Source organism: Pseudomonas sp. S2_B10, from assembly GCF_054668425.1.
Genome location: NZ_CP162768.1, coordinates 482373 through 502295, shown reverse-complemented (window position 1 = coordinate 502295; position 19923 = coordinate 482373). Strand labels below are relative to the sequence as shown.

Sequence of the window (19923 nt, the reverse complement as noted above, 5' to 3'; positions counted from 1 at the left end):
TCGCGAGCAGGCTCGCTCCCACACATGGGAGAGCGGATTTCTGGTGTAGCGATGGCGCCATCACAGGCGCCACATGATCATCAGTTACCACTTTCAGTCTGACGACTGCTCACCTCAGCCGGCACATCATCCCCGGCCATCCGCTTGCGGAACAACGCCGCCCGCGCCAGCAGCAGGGTGGTCACTGGCACGGTGATGGCCAACAGAACCGGAATCAGCCAGGCATGCACCACTGGCCCGGACTTCAGCGCTGAAAAGCAGATGATCGACGCCAGTGCCACACACCAGGCACCGATTGTCGACGCCAGCGCTGGCGGATGCATACGCTGGAAGTAATCCTTCATGCGCAGCAATCCGGTTGCGCCCAGCAGGGTAAACACGCCGCTGAGCACCAGCAGGACCGCCACCGGAATCTCGACCCACAAAGACAATTCGGCATTCATTCGATCACCTCGCCACGCAGCAGGAATTTCGCCAGGGCAAACGAGCCGACGAAGCCGAACAGCGCGATCAGCAGCGCGGCTTCAAAGTAGGTATCACTGGCGTAGCGAATGCCCAGGGTCAGCATCATCAGCATGGCGACGATATACAGGTAATCCAGCGCCAGTACCCGATCCTGAGCTGACGGACCTTTGAACAGACGCACCAGCGTCAGCGTCATCGCCACGCAGTACAGAAACAACGTCAGCAGAATCGCATTCGACAGCAATGGGCTCATTCGAAAATCTCCATCAACGGTCGCTCGTAAGTGCTTTTGAAGTGCTCGATGAACTGCGCTTCGTCGTGCAGATCCCAGACGTGCAGCAACAGAACGCTGCGGTCCAGTGCCAGTTCCGACCATACGGTGCCGGGCACCACGGTGCAGATCATCGCCAGTGCCGCCAGACCATGAGCATCGCGCAGATCGAGCGGCACCTTGATAAAGCATGAGTTGGGCGGGCGCCGTCCGGCGTTGAGTACGCCCCAGGCGACGATCAGGTTGGACATGATCACGTCACGACCGACCAGGAGAAACAGGCGCAGTACGGCCACCGGATTGCGAATGCGCGCACGTTTCGGCCGCAATTTGCGCATCATCAGCGGCGCGGCGAAACCCAGCGCGGCGCCGAGCAGCAGGTTGCCCGGGCTGACGGACAGGTTCAGGGTCAGCCACAAGACCCACAGCGCCAGCGATAACCACGGAGCCGGAAACAGTCGATTCATGGCTGCACCTCGAGCATGTCGGCTCTGGCTTGCGGGCTCGGCACCGCACGTGTACCGAGAACTGCGAGCACATATTGCTGCGGATTGTTCAGCGCATCGGCCGTAGCCTGGGTGTAGCGCAACAGCGGTTCAGCCTTGAACGTCAGGACAATGCTCAGCCCGAGCAGCAGAAAAATCGGCGCGCATTCGAGTTTGCGCAGCAGTGGTGACGGGCGCTCCTCCGGCGTCCAGAAGCGCTGGATACCCAGGCGAGAGAAGGCCATGAGGGAGGCCAGACCGGTCAGGATCAACAGGGCCAGCAATCCCCATGCGCCGGGAGGCAGCGGCGCCGCAGTGCCAAGTCCCGACGGGTTGAGCAATGCCCCGATCAGGCTGAGCTTGCCGATAAATCCGGAGAGCGGTGGCATGCCGATAATCAACAGCGCGCAGGCAATGAAGCTCAAACCGAGAAAGGCCATGGTCCACGGGATGACCTGACCGACCACGGCTTTCTGTTCGTCGTCGAGGTTGATGCCCTTGGGCGGTTGCAGCGATTCCTGCGGGCGCGGAAGCAGTTCGCTTTCGTCCTCCAGCGGAATTTCGTTGGCCGAGCGCGAGCGCTCGATCAGTTCGGCCAAGAGGAACAGCGCGCTCAGCGCCAGGGTCGAGCTGACCAGATAGAACAGCGCAGCGCCGATCAGGTTCGGCTGGGCGAAGCCGATCGCCGAGAGCAGGATCCCCGCCGACACCAGAATGCTCAGGCTGGCCATGCGCTCCAGGCGTTGCGCGGCGATAATCGCCAGCCCTGCGCAAGCCATGGTCGCCATGCCGCCGTAGATGAGCCAGTCGCCGCCGAAGAATGCCGAGGCGCCGGCCTGACCGGAAAACAGCAGCGTCCACAGGCGCAGCAGGGTGTAGACGCCGACCTTGGTCATGATCGCAAACATCGCCGCCACTGGCGCGCTGGCCGAGGAATAGGCCGGCACCAGCCAGAAGTTCAGCGGCCACATCCCGGCCTTGGCCAGAAACGCTACCGCTAGAATCCCCGCGCCAGCGTGCAGCAGACCACGATCGGCTTCCGGCACCAGCGGGATTTTCATCGCCAGATCGGCCATGTTCAGCGTGCCGGTCACCCCGTAGATCAATGCAGCGCCGATCAAAAACAGTGACGATGCCAACAGGTTGATCGAAATGTAATGCAACCCCGACGACACCCGCGCCCGGCCCGAGCCGTGCAGCAACAAACCGTAGGATGCCGCGAGCAACACTTCGAAGAATACGAACAGGTTGAACAGATCCGCCGTCAGGAACGCGCCATACAGGCCCATCAGCTGGATCTGGAACAGAGCGTGAAAGCTTGAGCCGGCGCCGTCCCAGCGGGCCATGGCAAACAGCAACGCGCTGACGCCGATAACGCCGGTCAGCACCAGCATCAGTGCCGACAGGCGATCAACCACCAGGACGATGCCGAACGGTGCCTGCCAATTGCCCGGCAGGTACACACCGATGGAGCCGGGCACCCCGGTGGTCTGCGTCCATTGCAGTAGCATCACTGAAATGAACAAGCCGAGGAGACTGGAGAACAGGTTGATTTTCGCCTTCAGCGGCCGGTGTTTCTCGCCGAGCATCAGCATGATTGCGGCGGTCAGCAGCGGCAGCAGGATCGGTGCAGCGATCAGGTGAGTCATCGCCATCATTCTTTAGGCTCCCGGCCGTCGACATGGTCGGTGCCGGTCAAGCCGCGCGAGGCGAGCAATACGACGAGAAACAGCGCGGTCATGGCGAAGCTGATGACGATCGCCGTCAGCACCAGCGCCTGGGGCAGCGGGTCGGTGTAATGCAGCAAGTCCTGGGTCACGCCGTCCTTGATCACCGGCTCCTTGCCGATGAACAGGCTGCCCATGCTGAAAATGAACAGGTTGACCGCATACGACAATAGACACAGGCCCATGACCACCTGAAAGGTACGCGGGCGCAGGATCAGCCAGACCCCGGAGGCGGCGAGAATGCCGATGGCGATTGCGATGACTTCTTCCATCAGACGGCTCCTTTGCTGGCGACGGACTTGGGCAGCGAGGCCGTCTTGTGGCCGCGCACCGATTGGTGGGCGAGGGCGGTGAGAATCAGCAGCGTCGACCCGACCACTACGGCATATACACCGATGTCGAAGAACAGCGCACTGGCGATATGGATATCGCCCAGCAACGGCACGCTGATGTGCCAGGTATGAGTGGTGAGGAACGGATAGCCGACCAGCATCGCACCGAGACCGGTGGCAGTGGCGAACAGCAGACCGGTGCCCATCCAGCGCAATGGGCGCAGGCTCATTTGCGCCTCGACCCACTGCGTGCCGGCAACCATGTATTGCAGGATAAAGGCCACCGACATCACCAGCCCGGCGACAAAACCGCCGCCCGGCTGATTGTGTCCACGCATGAACAGATAGAACGACACCACCAGTGCGACAGGCAGCAGCAGGCGCACTAGCACCGCCGGCACCATCATGAAGCCGAGCGCGGTGTCGCTGGCCGAACGTGGGTTGACCAGATCGGTGACCACGTCCGGTGCCAGCAGGCGTTGCTGGGCTGGCAACTGCAGGCTTTCCTTCGGCGGGCGGAAGCGGCGCAGCAGGGCGAACACGGTGAGCGCCACGGCGACCAGCACGGTGATTTCGCCGAGTGTGTCGAAACCACGGAAGTCCACCAGCATCACGTTGACGACGTTGCTGCCGCCGCCCTCGGGCAGGGCGCGACTGAGGTAGAAAGAGGAAATATGGTTCGGCGTCTGCCGGGTGAGCATGGCGTAGGACAACAGCGCCATCCCCGCACCGACCGCAATCGACAGCAGCAAGTCGCGCAGACGACGGATACGCGCCTTGCGCAGGCTGCCTGGCAGTGGTGAGACCTCTTCGATGCGTCGTGGCAACCAGCGCAGACCAAGCAGGATCAACACCGTGGTCACCACTTCGACCGCCAGTTGCGTCAGCGCCAGATCAGGCGCGGAGAACCAGACGAAGGTCACGCAGGTCATCAGGCCACAGACGCTGACCATGGTCAGTGCAGCGAGACGGTGATATTTGGCCTGCCATGCGGCGCCGAGCGCACAGGCGATCGCCAACAGCCACAGGGTCACGAAGACGATGGAACCAGGTATTTTCGGCCGGTCGCCCCAGGTCAGCGTGCTGTGCAGCATCGGGATCAGACCGGCGAGCACGGCGGCCGAAACCATCAGGAACAGCTGCATCTGCAAGCGCTTGGTGCCCAGGCGCCGCTCGACGCGCCGGGCGATGCGCATCATCACGACCAGACTGCGCTCGAACAAACGCTTGCCGTTGAAGCGGCCGACCAGCGGCGGATACTTGAAATGGCCGAGCTTGAACTGCTTGCGCAGCAGCAGATAGAGGATGATGCCGCCGGACATGGCGATCAGGCTCATGATCATCGGTGCGTTCAAACCGTGCCAAATGGCCAGGCTGTATTCCGGCAACTCACCACCGACCACCGGCAGTGCCGCAGCGGCGAGTAATGGCCCGACGATCTGCGCCGGGAAAATCCCCACCAGCAGACAGGTGAAGACCAGCAACTCGACCGGGGCGCGCATCCAGCGCGGCGGCTCGTGCGGCGTGTGTGGCAGGTCAGTGGCGGTGGGGCCGAAGAACACGTCGACGGTGAAACGCAGGGAATAGGCAACGCTGAACATGCCGGCGATGGTCGCGACGATTGGCAGACTGGTCTCGACCCACGCGGTGGCGTTGATGAACACGGTTTCGGCGAAGAACATTTCTTTCGACAGGAAACCGTTGAGCAGCGGCACGCCGGCCATTGAGGCACTGGCGACCATGGCCAGCGTCGCCGTATAGGGAATCAGTTTGATCAGACCGCTGAGCTTGCGGATATCACGGGTGCCGCTTTCGTGGTCGATGATGCCGGCGGCCATGAACAGCGAGGCTTTGAACGTCGCGTGGTTGAGAATGTGAAAAACTGCTGCCACTGCGGCCAGTGAACTATTGAGGCCCAGGAGCAAAGTGATCAGACCGAGATGGCTGATGGTCGAGTAGGCCAGCAAACCTTTGAGATCGTTCTGGAACATCGCGCAGTACGCGCCAAGCAATAGCGTACAGGCGCCCGCTCCGCTGACGATGTAGAACCATTCCTCACTGCCGGACAGCGACGGCCACAGACGTGCCAAAAGGAAAACCCCGGCCTTGACCATGGTCGCCGAGTGCAGATAGGCCGAGACGGGCGTCGGTGCCGCCATCGCGTGGGGCAGCCAGAAGTGAAACGGGAATTGCGCGCTTTTGCTCAGCGCGCCGATCAGGATGAGTGGCAAGAGAACAGGGTAGAGGGCATGTGCACGAATCAGATCGCCGGCGGCCAGGACCTTGTCCAGGTCATAGCTGCCGACGACATGGCCGAGAATCATGACCCCCGCCAGCAGACATAACCCGCCGGCACCGGTGACCATCAGCGCCATATAAGCCCCGCGCCGCGCATCGGCGCGGTGGTGCCAGTAGCCGATCAGCAGGAACGAGAAGAGGCTGGTCAGCTCCCAGAAGAACACGATCTGAATCAGGTTGCCGGAGATCACCAGCCCGAGCATGGCGCCCATGAACGCCAGAAAAAATGCGAAAAAGCGCGGCACCGGATCGTCCGGCGACATGTAATAACGGGCATATAAGGAGACAAGTGTGCCGATGCCGAGCACCAGCATCGAGAACAGCCAGGCGAAGCCGTCCATGCGCAAAATGAAGTTCAGCCCGAGGCTGGGCAACCACATGAATTCTTCGCGGATCACGCCACCGTGGGCGATTTGCGGGTACAGCATCGCGACCTGAACGGTGCCGATCAAAGCGACCAGACCCGCCAGCAGCGATTCGGCATTGCGCGCATTGTGCGGCAGCACCGCTGCCAGACAGCTGCCGATGAACGGCAGAAGCAGTAGAACTATCAGGGACATAGGCTTCTAATCTGCGGAAGTTTGTGAAGCATCATACGTGCCAGCTCCCTGATCACCAAACGCGAGGATGTCTCAGAATCCTACAAAGTAGTCTGGAATTTTGTGTTTGGCGTTGTTTCAGGGGCAACAATGGTGCGGCGCTTTCGCGAGCAGCCAGAAAAGATTGCGGGTCACGCCTGCGTTTCCCGCTCCAGCTCAGCTTCTGCCTCGGTGGTCCTTCCCTTGGTCTTCAACTCACTGACAATCACCGCCGCCACAATCAGCCCGGCGCCCACCAGTGCAATCGCCGGCAAGCGCTCTCCGGCAATCCGTCCGACAATCCCGGCCCACACCGGTTCACCGGCATAGATCAACGTCGCCCGAGTCGGCGAAACACTCTTCTGCGCCCAGTTCATCGCCACCTGAATCGCCGCACTTGCTGCGCCCAGACCCAAAGCGGTCACCAGCAACAACCAGGAAAATTCCGGAATCACTTCACCGGTCGGGACCACCAGCAAGAACGACAACACCGCCGTCACCGCCAGTTGCACCACCGTCGCCCGCCGCACATCAACCTGTCCGGCGAATGTGCTGATCAAGATGATCTCGGCCGCAATCGCAACGGCGCTGATCAAGGTCGCGATTTCTCCGGGACTGAAATTCAACGCCTCCCCCGAGGGGCCGGACAACAACATCAGTCCGGCAAACGCCATCATGATCCCGATACTTGGCATCAACCCCGGACGCCGTCCCAGAACCAGCCATTGCAGCAGCGGCACAAACGGCACATACAGCGCGGTAATGAACGCCGACTGACTGCTCGGAATACTTTGCAGCCCGACTGTCTGAAGGCCGTAACCGAGCATGATCGCCACGCCGATGAACGACCCGGCCTTCACTTCGAACAGGGTCAGTTCGCGCAGATGACGCCAGGAGAACATCGCCACGATCGCCGCCGCGGCGGCAAAGCGCAGGCCGACAAAAAACATCGGGCCACTGACCGTCATGGCATGTTGCACAATCAGAAACGTGCCGCCCCAGATCATGGTGATCAGCACCAGCACGCACTCGGCTTTGCTGAAGCGGGAAAAGCGGATTCGGGACGCAGAATTGTTTGGCGGCATCATGACCTTGCGCACATTAAAAGGGAGGCGGCACAATGCCGCCAACGTTGCGCAGTATACTGCCCAACTCCACCGAGTGAGCAATATAGTGCACAAAGATTCGACTCAGCGAGCCTCCGTCCTGCAACACGTCAGCCAGAACGTTCGACGCCTGCGCCATGCGGCGGATATGAGCCAGACCGCGTTGGCGGAAAAGTCCGGGGTCAGCCGACGGATGCTGGTGGCGATCGAGGCAGGCGAAAAGAATGTCAGCCTGACCACGCTTGATCGCGTCGCCGAAGCGCTCGACGTTGCGTTCAGTGATCTGATCCAGGCGCACGATGCGCGCGACCCGAGCCGGATCAATGAGGTTGCCTGGGCTGGCACGATTGCGGGCAGCAGGGCCGTGCTGCTGTCCAAAGCCACCGCGAGCCGCGAAGTCGAGCAATGGGAATGGTGTCTGCAACCGGGCGAAGTTTATCCGTCGCAACCGGATGCCGATGGCTGGAGCGAGCAGATCTACGTATTTGAGGGTTGCCTGACGCTGATTCTCGGCGATCAGGCGCAGCACATCAATAAAGGAGAGTTTTTCATGTTCGCCAGCAATCAACCGCATGCCTACCGCAACGACGGCGATGTGGCTGCGCGGTTCGTGCGTAATGTGGTGATCTGAATGGAGCAGTCTGCGGACATCCTGATCATCGGCGGCGGCCTCAGCGGCACGATGCTGGCGGTGCAATTGCTGCGCCTGCCGGGGCAACGAAAGATTCTCATCATCGAGCCTCGCGCTGAACTGGGCCGGGGCGAGGCTTACAGCGCAGTCGAGTTGGGGCATACGCTGAACGGCAACGCGGCGCGGATGAGCGTCGACCCGTATAATTCTGATGATCTGACGCAGTGGCTGACCGCGCATATTGCCGGCGGCGGCTGGCCGGAATCTGCCGAGCAGGATGTGCCGGTCAGTGAGCTGTTTCCGCCGCGCGGCCTGTTCGGGGTCTATGTGCAACAGCGTCTGGCTGAGGCCCGGGCGGTGGGCGCGCTGCAAGGTTCGACCGTTGAACATATTTGTGCTGAAGCCGTCGACCTGCAAAGCGATTCCGGCTCAATGCAGCTCACCTTGAGTGATGGCCGGATTTTGCGTGGGTCGCAGGCGGTGCTGGCCACCGGCATGTTTCCCGCCGCCCGCACGCCGCAGACGCAGTCCAGTGGCCTTAATGCCGCCGCGCTCGATCCCTGGGATGTGGCGGCCATGCGCGAACTCGACCCGCAGTCCACCGTGGTGATCATCGGCTCCGGTCTGACCATGGTCGATGCCGTGGTGTCGCTGGAGCAGGCCGGGCATCGCGGGCCGATCGAGGTGTTCTCCCGGCATGGCCTGCTGCCGCACGTGCGCCGTCAACCGCCGGCCTGGGTGGATTTTCTGGCAGCAGATCACAGCATCCGCACGCCACGCCAGTTGGTGCGCGAATTGCGCCGACATTGTCGCGACGCAATCGCCCAAGGCATCGACTGGCAGGCGCCGCTGGATACGGTTCGCGCGCATATCGCGCGGTTGTGGAGTCAGGCGACTGACGTGCAGCGTCGACAATTCGTACGGCATGTACGGCCATGGTGGGAGAGTCACCACCATCGTTCGCCGCCACTGAGTGCCGAGTTGATCGAACGGCTGCACAAGGAAGGACGCTTGCGCATTCACGCCGCGTCATTCAAGGGCATTGAGCCCGGCTCTGGCGATGCTGTGACCATTCGCATCCGTCCTCGGGGTGAGGCTGAAACATCTACTGTGAGTGGTGCGGCGCTGATCAACTCCAGCGGTATTGAATACGACTGGCGGCGAGTCGCACGACCGTTGCCACAGCAGTTGCTGGCGCGGGGGCTGGTGCGGCCGGGGCCGTTGGCGCTGGGGATCTCGGCAAAGGACGGCGCAGTGGTGGGTGCCGAAGGGCGCGTGAGTAGTCAGCTGTTTGCCATGGGCCCGCCGTTGCGCGGGATGTGGTGGGAGAGTACGGCAGTGACGGACGTCGCTGCGCAGGCTAAAGCGTTGGCTCGGCGGTTGGTGGATAGCCTGAGAGACTGATGTGTTTTTCTTGGGCCTCTTCGCGAGCAGGCTCGCTCCCACAATGGGATTCAGGTTGTTACTACAATTTGCGGCACACCATAAATCCTGTGGGAGCGAGCTTGCTCGCGAAAGCGTCATCTGATTCAACGTCTCTGTTGAATGAAAGACCGCTATCGCTGGCAAGCCAGCTCCCACATTGGGCTTTTGTGACGGCTTGAGATTATGCGACTACCCGGTAGCAAGGCACATACGCCGCGCCACCCGGAAGTTTCATCCGGTGCTGGGCGACGAAGGCTTTGAGCAGTGCATCAAGCGGCTGCATGATCGCCGCATCGCCACGGATCTGATACGGCCCGTGCTCTTCGATCAGACGAATGCCCTTGTCCTTGACGTTACCGGCGACGATCCCGGAAAACGCCCGACGCAGATTGGCCGCCAGTTCATGCGGTGGCTGGTCGCGGTGCAGTTTCAGGTTGGCCATGTTTTCGTGGGTCGGATCGAACGGACGCTGGAAGCCCTCATCGATCTTCAACAGCCAGTTGAAATGAAACGCATCGTTACGCTCGCGGCGGAACTGCTTCACCGCTTTCAAGCCTTGAGTCATCTGCCGCGCTACTTCGGCCGGATCATCGATGATGATCTCGTAATGCTGTTTGGCTTCTTCGCCGAGGGTCGCGATGACAAACGCATCCAGCTGTTCCAGATACGGCGCGGCATGCTTCGGCCCGGTGAGGATCACCGGGAACGGCAGACCTTCATTGTCCGGGTGCATCAGGATGCCGAGCAGGTACAGGAACTCTTCGGCCGTACCGGCGCCGCCCGGGAAAATGATGATGCCGTGGCCGACACGGACGAAGGCTTCCAGACGTTTTTCGATGTCCGGCAGGATCACCAGCTCATTGACGATCGGGTTCGGCGCTTCGGCGGCGATGATGCCTGGCTCGGTCAGGCCGAGGTAGCGACCGCCGTGAATGCGTTGTTTGGCATGGGCAATGGTCGCGCCCTTCATCGGACCTTTCATCACGCCAGGGCCGCAACCAGTGCAGATGTCGAGGCTGCGCAGGCCCAGTTCGTGGCCGACTTTCTTGGTGTATTTGTATTCTTCGGTATTGATCGAGTGGCCGCCCCAGCACACCACGATCTTCGGCTCGACGCCCGGGCGCAGGGTGCGCGCGTTGCGCAGCAGATGGAACACGTAGTCGCTGATGCCTTGGGAATTGCTCAGGTCGATGCGTTGGCTGTCGAGTTCGTTCTCGGTGTAGACGATGTCGCGCAGGGCGCTGAAGAGCATTTCGCGGGTGCTGGCGATCATCTCGCCGTCGACGAACGCGTCCGCCGGAGCGTTCAGCAGCTCCAGGCGTACGCCGCGATCCTGTTGGTGAATACGGATTTCGAAGTCCTTGTAGGCTTCGAGGATGGTCTTGGCATTGTCGACATGCGCGCCGGTGTTGAGGATGGCCAGGGCGCACTGGCGGAAGAGGGTATAAGTGCTGCCGGATCCGGCTTCGCTCAGTTGCTGGACTTCACGTTGAGAAAGGGTTTCCAGACTGCCTTTCGGGCTGACCGAGGCATTGATTACGTGTCGTTGGGTCATGCAGTGATCCTTAAAACGATGTCATCCACAACGCAGCGGATGGCATCCGAATAGTGTGTATCCATGAATGAAGATGGCACGATCTGCGCTATACCGCCATGTCCCCGTTGGACGCTGAAAAGATGAAAAGGAGCCCCAGCATAGCTAAAACCCGGTGCGATGCGATAATGCGCCGGCGAGTTTTTTCCGTTGCGCGTTTTGCCACTCAAGGAAGTCATTTTCGATGTTCGAGATTCAGCCGATGGACCCCGCTACCTTTCGTCAGCAGACCCGCCGCAGCACGATCATCATCGCCGTGCTGTTTCTGCTGCTGGCCATGCTGTTTTCGTCTGTCGCGGTGGCGGTATTTGGCGAGCCCGATGGGGATAATCTGCGATTCAACGTGGGCGGGGTATTTGTGGCGTTTCTGCTGACGGCGGCGCTGTTGCGCGGACGTTTCTGGCATCAGACCTGGATGGCCCCGGCGGTGTACAGCTGGCGCCTCAAGCGCAATCTGATGAGCATCACCAATGTCATGCATCAGGTGACAGCGGCAGTGCAGACCAACGATCCGACGGCGATGAAGGTGTTGCGTTTCTATCACCTCGGATTGCTGCAAATGCATGAGCTGGACGGCAACTCCAGCGATCATGGACAACTGCGTGATGAAGTCGAACAGCACAAGGCGCGGATGCAGGCGCTGGGCCTTGATCCTGACCAGCCACGCTTCGATCCGCAGTGGCTGGAAACGTTGAAACCGGCCTCGCGTTAAAACGGAATGCGCCGGGCGCGACGCAGTTTCCACGAGCGCAGCAGTCGTGCGTACACCAACAGGTTGACCGCCAGCACCACGCTGCCAAGTGCCAGTTGAATCTGCGGCGTCAGACCGGCCGGGTAGATGATCGGCCAGATGTAATGCTCAATGAAACCGCCGGCGTATTCGGTCTGCCCGGCCGCGTGGCGCATGAGATTTTCCCAGTAGGTCAACGGACAGGTCAGGTGCAACACCTCGACCGCTACGCCCCAGGCAGCCGCCGGCAGGTGCAGCCACATCAACCGTGGCCAGCGCAGCACCAGCAGCCCGCCGAACAGTACGAACAAGATGAAACACAAGTGAAACAGCACCAGCCCGTCGGCGGCGATTCGGTACAGCATGGCGTCTTCCTGACGTAAGGGGAGATGGCGCTATGGTACGCCGCGCGGGACAAAATGCGTTGGTGAATCTGGGCGCGCAAAAGTGTTCTACCCTTTAACGATCATCAACTGTTCTGAGGTGAGGTGCACATGGCAACTGAGCAAACGCGTGCGGAAGATGATGAGCCAACGGAAGAAGAAATCGAGCAGCAGAAGAGGCAGGAAAAAACCTGGAAGCATGATGACAGCCGCGAGCTGTCGGACCGCGACCAGGAGCGTCCTCTGAAACCTTGAACAGCGCATACGAAGAGCCCCGCATCAGCGGGGCTCTTCGCGTTTCAGAAGTCTTCCAGCTGCGTGAAATCCGGGTAGGTCGCTCGATACCCCAACGTTCGATCGATCCACGCATTGAGCTCATTGACCATCACCGGCGGATGGCCGGGATAACCCTCGAGGGTGCTGCGCAGGGTGCGTTCGATATCGGGCACGCTGTGCAGGTTTCGGGTCTTGATGTAATGGCCGATAAAACAGTCGAGTTCCAGGCGTTCTGTCTTGGACAGATGGACACACTTCAGGCCGCTGACCTGTTTGATTGCAAAATCGTCGCTCACTTATTTCTCTGCAAGGCTTGAAAGTTGTTGATGGATTCCTGATTTCTTTGACTCTTTGGTCAACTGGTATACCAATCGGAAAGGCGGCGCGCATGCTATCCGCAGCGCGGGGAAATGTATGTATGACTGTCGAAATGTCTGACAGGCGGTTGATTCGCTCAAACGGCTGTTTTATGGGGGTTGTATCGCGGTTGAAACACTTTTTGTAACGCGCGGGATTCAGTGACGGGCTCGCTTGATTAACGCAGCAGTGAAGTAATTATTTAGTCGACTCGTTCTATCAATTGCGCACCTTGATTACGCGTATTACCGACCGCTTTGCCGACTTTGTACCATTCGAAGGCATCACTGGGCTCGCCTTCAAACAGCAGCATCTGCTCGGCGCGTTCCAGCGGCGTAGCCGGATCAAGCCATTCCCGAGCCCGCGTCGAATCGAAGACCACTGGGCGGCGGTCGTGAATATCGAGCAGGCCGCCCAGGCTGTCAGCGGTGATGATGACGAATCCGTCGTCCTCCCTCGGCGCAACCCCCGGTGCCGGAAACTGGCCGATACCAGCACAGAAAACCGGAGCCTGATCCGCCCGACGAATCAACCAGGGCTGGCGGGATTTTTCCCCGGTATCAACCCATTCAAACCAGTTGTCGACCGGCACAATCAGCCGCTGCCGCCAGATCGCCCGGAAGAACGCGCCGTGGGCGACTTTTTCCACCCGTGCGTTGATGGGCGCGGCACGATCCTTGGCCCAATGCGGCCGCCAGCCCCAGCGCAGATTGTCGGCATGAATGGCCTGTTCGTGCTGGTGCAGAACCGCCAGCGCAGTGGTGGGCGCTGCGTTGTAGCGATTGAGCGGCGCATCGCCAACGTGATTGATCAACGCATCGGGGATGCTGAGCACCGCGACGAAATCGTGAATCCCACGGTACTGCGTGAGTCTTCCGCACATGGCTGAAATCTCCTTGAGGAAATTTGAGTCTAGTCGGACATGCCGATGTGCCTGGCCGATGACGCACTGAAACCAGCACCGGAACCAAACCCTGTGTACCTTATCCAACCTGCGCTCGCGGATAGCCGCGCAGGGATGGACAAAGGCGAGGGAGGTTTGCCATTCGACAACACCACGGCCGCGGCCTCGGGGCAAGACATGACATCCGGATGCAAACTTCTTTGTGTTGCGCTCATCGCGCTCGGTCTGGCCGGTTGCATCGCCGCGCCGATTGAAATGACCACGCAAACCGAAACGCGCCTGATGGCCCAGGCGCCCGTACGTTTTCTCCTGACGTTCGATGATGGCCCCAGCGCTTCAGGGTTGTGGAATCCAACGGCGACGGTGCTCGACAGCCTCAAAGGCAACCCCTTGCAGCCAAACATCAAAGCCGTGTTTTTCGTGCAGACCCGAGCACCGAGGGCGGGTGACAGCGAGATCGGTCGCAGCCTGATGCGTCGTGAGCACGCCGAGGGACATATCCTCGCGTTTCACACAGCGACTCACTGGCACACCAACCATCGTTCGCTCGATCCGCAAGAGCTGGAGCAATCGCTGACCGATGGCAGCGCTGACATTGCCGCTATCACCGGGGCGCCGCCCAGGCTGTTGCGCCCACCGTTCTGGAATTACGACAAACGCACATTTGCGGCCTATCAAAAACACGGCTTGCACGTCTTGCTCACGGACCTGAGTGCCAACGACGGCAAGATCTGGGGCTTCAACGCCAGCCCTCGGCGTCGGGCGAACATGCTGCGGCAGTTATCGGAAGTGCGCGAGCGCATCGCGGTGGGTCAATTGCCGACCGTGGATGGCGTGATTCCGGTCGTGGTGACGTTCCATGATCTCAATCGCTACACCGCGCGCCACACTCGCGAATATCTGCAGATTCTGCTCGATAGCGCGGCGGCGACCGGGGTCAGACTGGCGGACAAGCCGTTCTACGACAATCAGGCCGCAATGGAAAAAGCCGCGTTGGCGCGTACGGTTCAGCAAAGCGCTGAGCCGGTGAATCTGCCCGGTATGTGGAACTGGATCTGGGATCATGATGCGCATTGAATGACGTGAGTGAGTTGTGATCGGCTTGGCATTCCCGAGCGGGCAATTAACAGACCGTGGGTCTATGATCGATGGATCGATTCTCCGCCTGCGAGGCGCCCGCCCATGCTTGCCATTGCCGATATTTGCCGGATCGTCGAGTCAGGCTTCCCCACGTTCAAGTGTGATTGCACACCGACCGGACAAGGTCTGTTGCGGATCAAGGTGTATGAGCCGGGCAGTGGGCGTGTCGAGTTGTTGCTTGACGGCGTTTCTCCCGAACATCTGGTGACGATTCGCGATATTTCCAATTTCATCGGTGAGTTGCGCACGGAAATCAGCGCCGGTCGCCGGGCGTTCGCAGGCTGATTTTCATAAACGGCGCTGAAAGGCCTGCACGATGCGCCTCGTCGCGTCATTGGTTTCAAGATTGTGCACGGCATCGAGCGGGTACCAGATGCAATCGACGATTTCGTTCTGCGGGCGCACGTCGTCGATGTTGACCACCGAAGCCTCGTACACATGATGCCGCGTACTGCCCGCCTGAAAATCCATCAGGTACAGGACGTCCTCAGCATTGAGCCCGGTTTCCTCCTGCAACTCGCGCACGGCTGCCGCCGCACGGGTTTCCCCGGGTTCGACCTTGCCGCCGGGCAATGACCAGTGATGGCGGGGTTTGCGTACCAGGAGGATATGGCGATCCTGTTCGCAAATGACGGTGGCGCGTACTTTCATGATTGCCCTGTTGATGCGTGTCATAAATCTGTAATCAATCTGCAATATTCGAGCCGCCAGCGGATTTAAAGGTTCCCTCTTGATTCGGAGCCATTTGCGTAGCAAAAAGTGCCAGTGAATTGACATGTGCCAGGGCGAATCCGGTTTACACCGCAGCGGGGAGCGGGTGTAAGGTAAGCCCGTACACCGAAAACACCGTTGACGAAATGGAGGTGCTCATGAGCATTCCAATGCTGAACAAGCTGCACATGAACGGTTATGACGTGCTCAGCGTGAACAACGGCCCATGGCGGGTTTGCACTCAGGGCGACCGGTTGGCGTCATTCACCAGCAGGGAGGAAGCGATGGCCTATGCGGCGGCGCTTCCTGGTTACAAGCAACGCGCCAAGCGGGTGCAAAGCCAGAACGTGAGTTGATGCGTTAAAACGAAAGAGCCCCGGTTTCGACCGGGGCTTCTTGTTTGGATCAGGAGTCAGTGCACCTTGATTCGGCTGATGGTCCGGGCTTTTACCTCCTTGGCATAGATCTGCAATCTCTCTTCGTCGTTTTGCAGGATTTCGCAAGACCGCAACACAGTTTGGGCGTCTGCCTCGTTACCTGATTTGCGCAATTGTTCGGCAATGCGCTTGAGGTCGACCGCCGACCACCTCAGGTCCGACGCCACGCTTTGCAAATCCCGTTGAAGTTCGTGTTCGTATTCATTGAGCCGCATGATCACCTCCAGAACATTCTCGGTAGAAAAGAGTAGTCGCATTTTTCCACATGGGGCCAGGCCATCTGACGCCCGGCTGAACCGATGTAAAAAATTGTCCAAACCCCGGTAACGGCGGGGTGCCACGATGGATGTGCACGCCGTTAAACGGTACATTCACGTTTTTTCGGAACAGGTAAACAGCATGCGCGTATGGATCGGCACTTTGGCACTGGCCCTGTTGACGGGTTGCTCGTTACCAGCATCGCTGGTGCCGGGCGAGCCAAACCTCAGCAAGACCAGTGACAAGCCTCCCAAGGAATATGCCGCGTGTTTGTTACCGTTGTGGCAGAAGGACGTGGCCAAGACTTCGCAGACGTCGATTTCCAACGGCTACCGGATTACCGCGCCGAGCATTATCACGGCGGATGAGATTCTCGATATCGTCAAATACAAGGACGGCAGCAAGGTGTCCCTCTACCAAGGGCCGCCTTGGGCCAAGTCCGGATCGCTGCGCCAATCGGTGCGTGACTGCCTGTAACCGGGCGCCCGGATCTCAAAAAAGGCAGACACCGAAGTTCGGTGTCTGCCTTTTTTCATTGGATGGAGACTCCAATCAAACGCTCGCAATGAGCTGTGACAGTTGCCCGCGAGGCGCAGCAGGATCCTTGACTAGGCTTTGAATGTCGGCCCGTGACGGGATCGGCATGACTGAAAGGAGTCTCGGATCATGGATGATCTGGTCAAGGACATCATTCCGCTGTTGCAGTATCTCATCCCAGGTTTTCTATCGACCTGGATCTTCTATTCACTTACGGCATTCAAGCGACCGGATACGTTCGGCCAGATCGTGCAGGCGCTGATATTCACATTTGTGATTCAGGGCGCGGTGTTGGCGGTGGGCAACCTCTGTTTGTGGATTGGCTCGAAGGGTTTTTCATTAGGAAACTGGGATGATCGGGCGCAAACGCTCTGGGCATTTGTGTTTTCGCTGATGCTGGGATTGTTTGCCTGTTACCTGGCTACGAGTGACAAATTGCACGGCTGGTTACGTAAGCGAAACGTCACGAAACAATCTTCTTTCCCTAGTGAATGGTTCTGCGCCTTTGCCCAATTCGACCGGTTCATAACCCTGCATTTACATGACGAGAGGCGCGTGTTTGGCTGGCCTGTCGAGTGGCCGTCCGAATCCAGTTGCGGCCAGTTCGTGATGCAGAATCCACGTTGGGTCAATGACGATGGCAAGTCGACTCCTTTTGGTGCCGAAATTTTGCTGATAGATTCCGCGCAAGTTAAGTGGGTTGAATTCAGCCCGGTATCAGAGGGTTCATCATGACGACTGCAAGAGCACCGCGACCAATGCCAAAGCAATACGAACGCCTGTTCACAGGGCCTGACGGCAAGCCGCTGGAGGAGCCGTTGATCAAAGCCCCGAGCGCTCCGCCTCCGCTCAAATACAGGTTGCCACAATAATTTTCAGCCCCAACCCTGCACCACCGCCCGGCGAATCGCCTCCAGCAACATCGCGAACGCCGGGTTGTCATTGTTCTCCCGCCAGATCAGATGCAGTTCGCTTTGCACCCCTTCGCCCAGATCGATCTCGCGAAACACCACATTCCTGAACACCACGCTGGTAGCGCAACGCGGTACCAGCGCCAGACCCATGCCAGCGTTGACCAGCGCCAGAATCGTCAGCGACGAGCCCAGCCACTGCACGTAATCCGGCGCCACCCGCGCTGAGCGTAGCGTGCCGGTCAACAGTTCGTTGAACGGCGGATAGGCTTCATGGGAGTACATCAGGAACGGTTGTTTATCCAGATCGGCGACAGACACTTCAGTCGCGTTTGCCAACTTGTGCCCGCTGGGCACTGCCAGCACAAATGGTTCGCGCACCAGGCATTCGGTGGAATAGCCCGGTTCCTGCAATGGCGCCCGTGCGATGCCCAGGTCGATACGGCGAGCTCGCAACGCCTCGTGCTGTTGATAGGTGTTCATTTCTGCCAGATCGATTTTCACCTGGGGCTGTTTAAGTCGCGCTTCGGCGATCACCTTGGGCAGAAACTCATACACCGCGCTGCCGACAAACGCGATGTTTACCGAACCAATATCGCCCTCGGCAAACCGGCGTGCGGTGATCGCTGCTTGCTGGGCGCGCTCCAGCAGATTCTGCGCTTCAACGAAAAATGCCCGGCCTGCCGCCGTCAGCGCAACACTGCGTGTGCTGCGGGTGAACAGCTCGACGCCAAGGTGATGCTCCAGCAACTGGATCTGCCGGCTCAGCGGCGGCTGCGTCATGTTCAGACGCTCGGCGGCGCGGCGGAAGTTGAGTTCGGTGGCGACCGTGGTAAAGCAGCGCAGTTGGGTGAGTTCGAACATTGATCTAATCCGGGTATCAATCGAATGCCTGTTTAGATTAGACGGGATCAATGCACGACGTCCATGATCGGCTCATCGCTTCAAGTCATCCCTAAAAAAACAAGATCGGGAGTCGCCCCTTGAAAACCCTCCAGAGTCCGCCGGACATCACGGTGCTCGCCCGCGCCGCCGCCAAGGTCAAACGCCACGTACTGCCGCTGTTCGTGGTGATGTTCATCGTCAACTACATCGACCGGGTCAATATCGGTTTCGTGCGCAGTCATCTGGAGACCGATCTGGGCATTGGCGCAGCGGCTTATGGACTTGGCGCCGGACTGTTTTTCATCGGTTATGCGCTGTTCGAAGTGCCGTCGAACATGCTGTTGCAGCGCTACGGCGCGCGTGTCTGGCTGACGCGGATCATGTTTACCTGGGGCGCTGCGGCCATGGCCATGGCTTTTGTTCAGGGCGAAACCAGTTTCTACGTACTGCGCTTTATTCTTGGCGCGGCTGAGGCCGGGTTCTTCCCGGGAATCATTTACTACTTCACCCAATGGCTGCCAGCGTCCGAGCGCGGCAAAACCATGGCGGTGTTCCTTAGCGGCTCGGCGATTGCCTCGGTCATTTCCGGCCCGGTGTCCGGTGCGCTGTTGCATATCAGCGGATTGGGCATGCACGGCTGGCAGTGGATGTTTCTGATCGAAGGCGCTGCGTCGGTGGTGCTGTGTGCTTTCGTCTGGTTCTGGCTGCAATCGCACCCGCGCCAAGCCAAGTGGCTGAGCGAGGAGGAGCGTGAAGCGCTGGTCGCGGCGATTGCCGAGGAGCAGCGCGCTCGCGAAGCGGTACAAGTCGCCAAGCCGTCGATGTTCAAGCTGTTGGCCGACCGGCAGATCGCGCTGTTCTGCTTCATCTACTTTTCCATTGCCCTGACCATCTACGGCGCAACCTTCTGGCTACCGAGCATGATCAAGAAGATGGGCAACCTCGGTGATTTCCAGGTCGGGCTGCTCAACTCCATTCCGTGGATCATTTCGATTGTCGCCATGTACGGCTTCGCGGCGCTGGCCGGCAAGTGGAAATTCCAGCAGGCCTGGGTCGCGCTGACCCTGGTGATCGCCGCCATCGGTATGTTCATGTCGACCACCGGCGGGCCGGTGTTTGCCTTTGTCGCGATCTGCTTCGCCGCCATCGGTTTCAAAGCGGCGTCGGCGCTGTTCTGGCCGATTCCGCAGAGCTATCTGGATGCGCGCATTGCTGCGGCGGTGATCGCGCTGATCAACTCCATCGGCAACCTTGGCGGCTTCGTCGCGCCGACCGCGTTCGGCATCCTTGAACAAACCACCGGCTCCATCGAGGGCGGCCTGTATGGCCTGGCGGCGACATCGCTGATCGCTGCCGTGGTGATCTTCTTCGCCCGCACGGCGCCTGGCGCCAAAGATAAAACCCCGGCAAAGCCAAGTGACGAAGCCGCCGTTGTGGCGCCGGCTCGTCCGGCTGCGAGCCACTGAATCGATTGTTGATCTG

General features: G+C 59.7%; 24 protein-coding genes. 10 read left to right on the top strand and 14 right to left on the bottom strand.

What is annotated here, in order from left to right; translation table 11 throughout:
* Nucleotides 1-80 precede the first annotated feature (80 nt).
* The 7 genes from AB4O45_RS02055 to AB4O45_RS02025 all read right to left on the bottom strand — a co-directional run bounded on the left by AB4O45_RS02055 (nt 81) and on the right by AB4O45_RS02025 (nt 7244).
* Nucleotides 81-443 carry a Na+/H+ antiporter subunit G gene (locus AB4O45_RS02055; RefSeq protein ID WP_041480808.1) on the bottom strand — a complete coding sequence of 121 codons (363 nt, stop codon included), beginning with the start codon at nt 441-443 and terminating at the stop codon, nt 81-83.
* On the bottom strand, nt 440-718 hold the full coding sequence (locus AB4O45_RS02050; protein ID WP_041480807.1) for a K+/H+ antiporter subunit F: 279 nt from the start codon (nt 716-718) through the stop codon (nt 440-442). Before AB4O45_RS02050 ends, AB4O45_RS02055 begins: the two co-directional genes overlap by 4 nt.
* Nucleotides 715-1203 carry a Na+/H+ antiporter subunit E gene (locus tag AB4O45_RS02045; RefSeq protein ID WP_122087831.1) on the bottom strand — a complete coding sequence of 163 codons (489 nt, stop codon included), beginning with the start codon at nt 1201-1203 and terminating at the stop codon, nt 715-717. Before AB4O45_RS02045 ends, AB4O45_RS02050 begins: the two co-directional genes overlap by 4 nt.
* A complete protein-coding gene (locus AB4O45_RS02040) occupies nt 1200-2879 on the bottom strand; it encodes a monovalent cation/H+ antiporter subunit D (protein WP_095180236.1) in 1680 nt (559 codons plus the stop codon). Before AB4O45_RS02040 ends, AB4O45_RS02045 begins: the two co-directional genes overlap by 4 nt.
* The gene (locus tag AB4O45_RS02035) at nt 2876-3220 is read right to left on the bottom strand and encodes a Na+/H+ antiporter subunit C (RefSeq protein ID WP_016775082.1); all 345 of its coding nucleotides are present in this window, start codon (nt 3218-3220) and stop codon (nt 2876-2878) included. Before AB4O45_RS02035 ends, AB4O45_RS02040 begins: the two co-directional genes overlap by 4 nt.
* Nucleotides 3220-6138 carry a monovalent cation/H+ antiporter subunit A gene (locus AB4O45_RS02030; RefSeq protein WP_315434726.1) on the bottom strand — a complete coding sequence of 973 codons (2919 nt, stop codon included), beginning with the start codon at nt 6136-6138 and terminating at the stop codon, nt 3220-3222. The genes AB4O45_RS02035 and AB4O45_RS02030 overlap by 1 nt, the downstream gene beginning before the upstream one ends.
* A gap of 170 nt (nt 6139-6308) precedes the next feature.
* A complete protein-coding gene (locus AB4O45_RS02025; RefSeq protein ID WP_315434727.1) occupies nt 6309-7244 on the bottom strand; it encodes a DMT family transporter in 936 nt (311 codons plus the stop codon).
* Between the two features lie 85 nt (nt 7245-7329).
* On the opposite strand from AB4O45_RS02025, the gene AB4O45_RS02020 reads away from it, so the two are divergent.
* Both AB4O45_RS02020 and AB4O45_RS02015 read left to right on the top strand, forming a co-directional pair.
* The gene (locus tag AB4O45_RS02020) at nt 7330-7893 is read left to right on the top strand and encodes an XRE family transcriptional regulator (protein WP_315434728.1); all 564 of its coding nucleotides are present in this window, start codon (nt 7330-7332) and stop codon (nt 7891-7893) included.
* Nucleotides 7894-9297 (top strand): FAD/NAD(P)-binding protein, encoded by a 1404-nt coding sequence (locus tag AB4O45_RS02015; RefSeq protein ID WP_460161007.1) that lies wholly within the window; start codon nt 7894-7896, stop codon nt 9295-9297. It begins immediately after the preceding gene.
* Nucleotides 9298-9499: 202 nt separating this feature from the next.
* On the opposite strand, the gene ppnN is transcribed toward AB4O45_RS02015, so the two are convergent.
* Nucleotides 9500-10873 (bottom strand): nucleotide 5'-monophosphate nucleosidase PpnN, encoded by a 1374-nt coding sequence (ppnN, locus tag AB4O45_RS02010; protein ID WP_056789275.1) that lies wholly within the window; start codon nt 10871-10873, stop codon nt 9500-9502.
* Nucleotides 10874-11096: 223 nt separating this feature from the next.
* Between ppnN and AB4O45_RS02005 the strand changes: the two genes are divergently transcribed.
* On the top strand, nt 11097-11624 hold the full coding sequence (locus tag AB4O45_RS02005; protein WP_315434731.1) for a DUF3087 domain-containing protein: 528 nt from the start codon (nt 11097-11099) through the stop codon (nt 11622-11624).
* Here the strand turns inward: AB4O45_RS02005 and AB4O45_RS02000 are convergent.
* Complete coding sequence (locus tag AB4O45_RS02000; RefSeq protein ID WP_041480792.1) at nt 11621-12007, bottom strand: DUF2784 domain-containing protein; 387 nt, start codon at nt 12005-12007, stop codon at nt 11621-11623. The two genes, AB4O45_RS02005 and AB4O45_RS02000, sit on opposite strands and share 4 nt — an antisense overlap.
* Nucleotides 12008-12136: 129 nt before the next feature.
* On the opposite strand from AB4O45_RS02000, the gene AB4O45_RS01995 reads away from it, so the two are divergent.
* Nucleotides 12137-12280, top strand: coding sequence for a hypothetical protein (locus tag AB4O45_RS01995; protein ID WP_164488351.1), 144 nt, complete (start codon nt 12137-12139; stop codon nt 12278-12280).
* Nucleotides 12281-12324: 44 nt separating this feature from the next.
* Here the strand turns inward: AB4O45_RS01995 and AB4O45_RS01990 are convergent, their stop codons facing one another.
* Nucleotides 12325-12597 (bottom strand): hypothetical protein, encoded by a 273-nt coding sequence (locus tag AB4O45_RS01990; RefSeq protein WP_041480791.1) that lies wholly within the window; start codon nt 12595-12597, stop codon nt 12325-12327.
* A gap of 263 nt (nt 12598-12860) precedes the next feature.
* Complete coding sequence (locus tag AB4O45_RS01985; RefSeq protein WP_041480789.1) at nt 12861-13541, bottom strand: SOS response-associated peptidase; 681 nt, start codon at nt 13539-13541, stop codon at nt 12861-12863.
* A 198-nt stretch (nt 13542-13739) separates the two neighbouring features.
* Between AB4O45_RS01985 and AB4O45_RS01980 the strand changes: the two genes are divergently transcribed.
* Both AB4O45_RS01980 and AB4O45_RS01975 read left to right on the top strand, forming a co-directional pair.
* Nucleotides 13740-14639, top strand: coding sequence for a polysaccharide deacetylase family protein (locus tag AB4O45_RS01980; RefSeq protein ID WP_315434734.1), 900 nt, complete (start codon nt 13740-13742; stop codon nt 14637-14639).
* 105 nt (nt 14640-14744) lie between these two features.
* Nucleotides 14745-14987, top strand: a complete 243-nt coding sequence (locus tag AB4O45_RS01975) for a DUF1652 domain-containing protein (RefSeq protein ID WP_016775073.1) — start codon at nt 14745-14747, stop codon at nt 14985-14987.
* A gap of 3 nt (nt 14988-14990) precedes the next feature.
* Here AB4O45_RS01975 and AB4O45_RS01970 read toward each other — a convergent pair whose 3' ends face one another.
* The gene (locus AB4O45_RS01970) at nt 14991-15353 is read right to left on the bottom strand and encodes an NUDIX hydrolase (protein ID WP_039763474.1); all 363 of its coding nucleotides are present in this window, start codon (nt 15351-15353) and stop codon (nt 14991-14993) included.
* Nucleotides 15354-15571: 218 nt separating this feature from the next.
* On the opposite strand from AB4O45_RS01970, the gene AB4O45_RS01965 reads away from it, so the two are divergent.
* The gene (locus tag AB4O45_RS01965) at nt 15572-15769 is read left to right on the top strand and encodes a hypothetical protein (RefSeq protein ID WP_024013234.1); all 198 of its coding nucleotides are present in this window, start codon (nt 15572-15574) and stop codon (nt 15767-15769) included.
* Between the two features lie 56 nt (nt 15770-15825).
* On the opposite strand, the gene AB4O45_RS01960 is transcribed toward AB4O45_RS01965, so the two are convergent.
* Nucleotides 15826-16065, bottom strand: coding sequence for a hypothetical protein (locus AB4O45_RS01960; protein WP_051600740.1), 240 nt, complete (start codon nt 16063-16065; stop codon nt 15826-15828).
* Between the two features lie 184 nt (nt 16066-16249).
* Between AB4O45_RS01960 and AB4O45_RS01955 the strand changes: the two genes are divergently transcribed.
* Both AB4O45_RS01955 and AB4O45_RS01950 read left to right on the top strand, forming a co-directional pair.
* A complete protein-coding gene (locus tag AB4O45_RS01955; protein ID WP_024013232.1) occupies nt 16250-16585 on the top strand; it encodes a hypothetical protein in 336 nt (111 codons plus the stop codon).
* 189 nt (nt 16586-16774) lie between these two features.
* Entirely contained in the window at nt 16775-17380 is a 606-nt protein-coding gene (locus AB4O45_RS01950; protein ID WP_016775068.1) for a DUF6338 family protein, read from the top strand.
* Between the two features lie 140 nt (nt 17381-17520).
* Here the strand turns inward: AB4O45_RS01950 and AB4O45_RS01945 are convergent, their stop codons facing one another.
* The gene (locus AB4O45_RS01945; RefSeq protein WP_252884376.1) at nt 17521-18420 is read right to left on the bottom strand and encodes a LysR family transcriptional regulator; all 900 of its coding nucleotides are present in this window, start codon (nt 18418-18420) and stop codon (nt 17521-17523) included.
* 119 nt (nt 18421-18539) lie between these two features.
* On the opposite strand from AB4O45_RS01945, the gene AB4O45_RS01940 reads away from it, so the two are divergent.
* On the top strand, nt 18540-19907 hold the full coding sequence (locus AB4O45_RS01940; RefSeq protein WP_041480776.1) for an MFS transporter: 1368 nt from the start codon (nt 18540-18542) through the stop codon (nt 19905-19907).
* Nucleotides 19908-19923 lie beyond the last annotated feature (16 nt).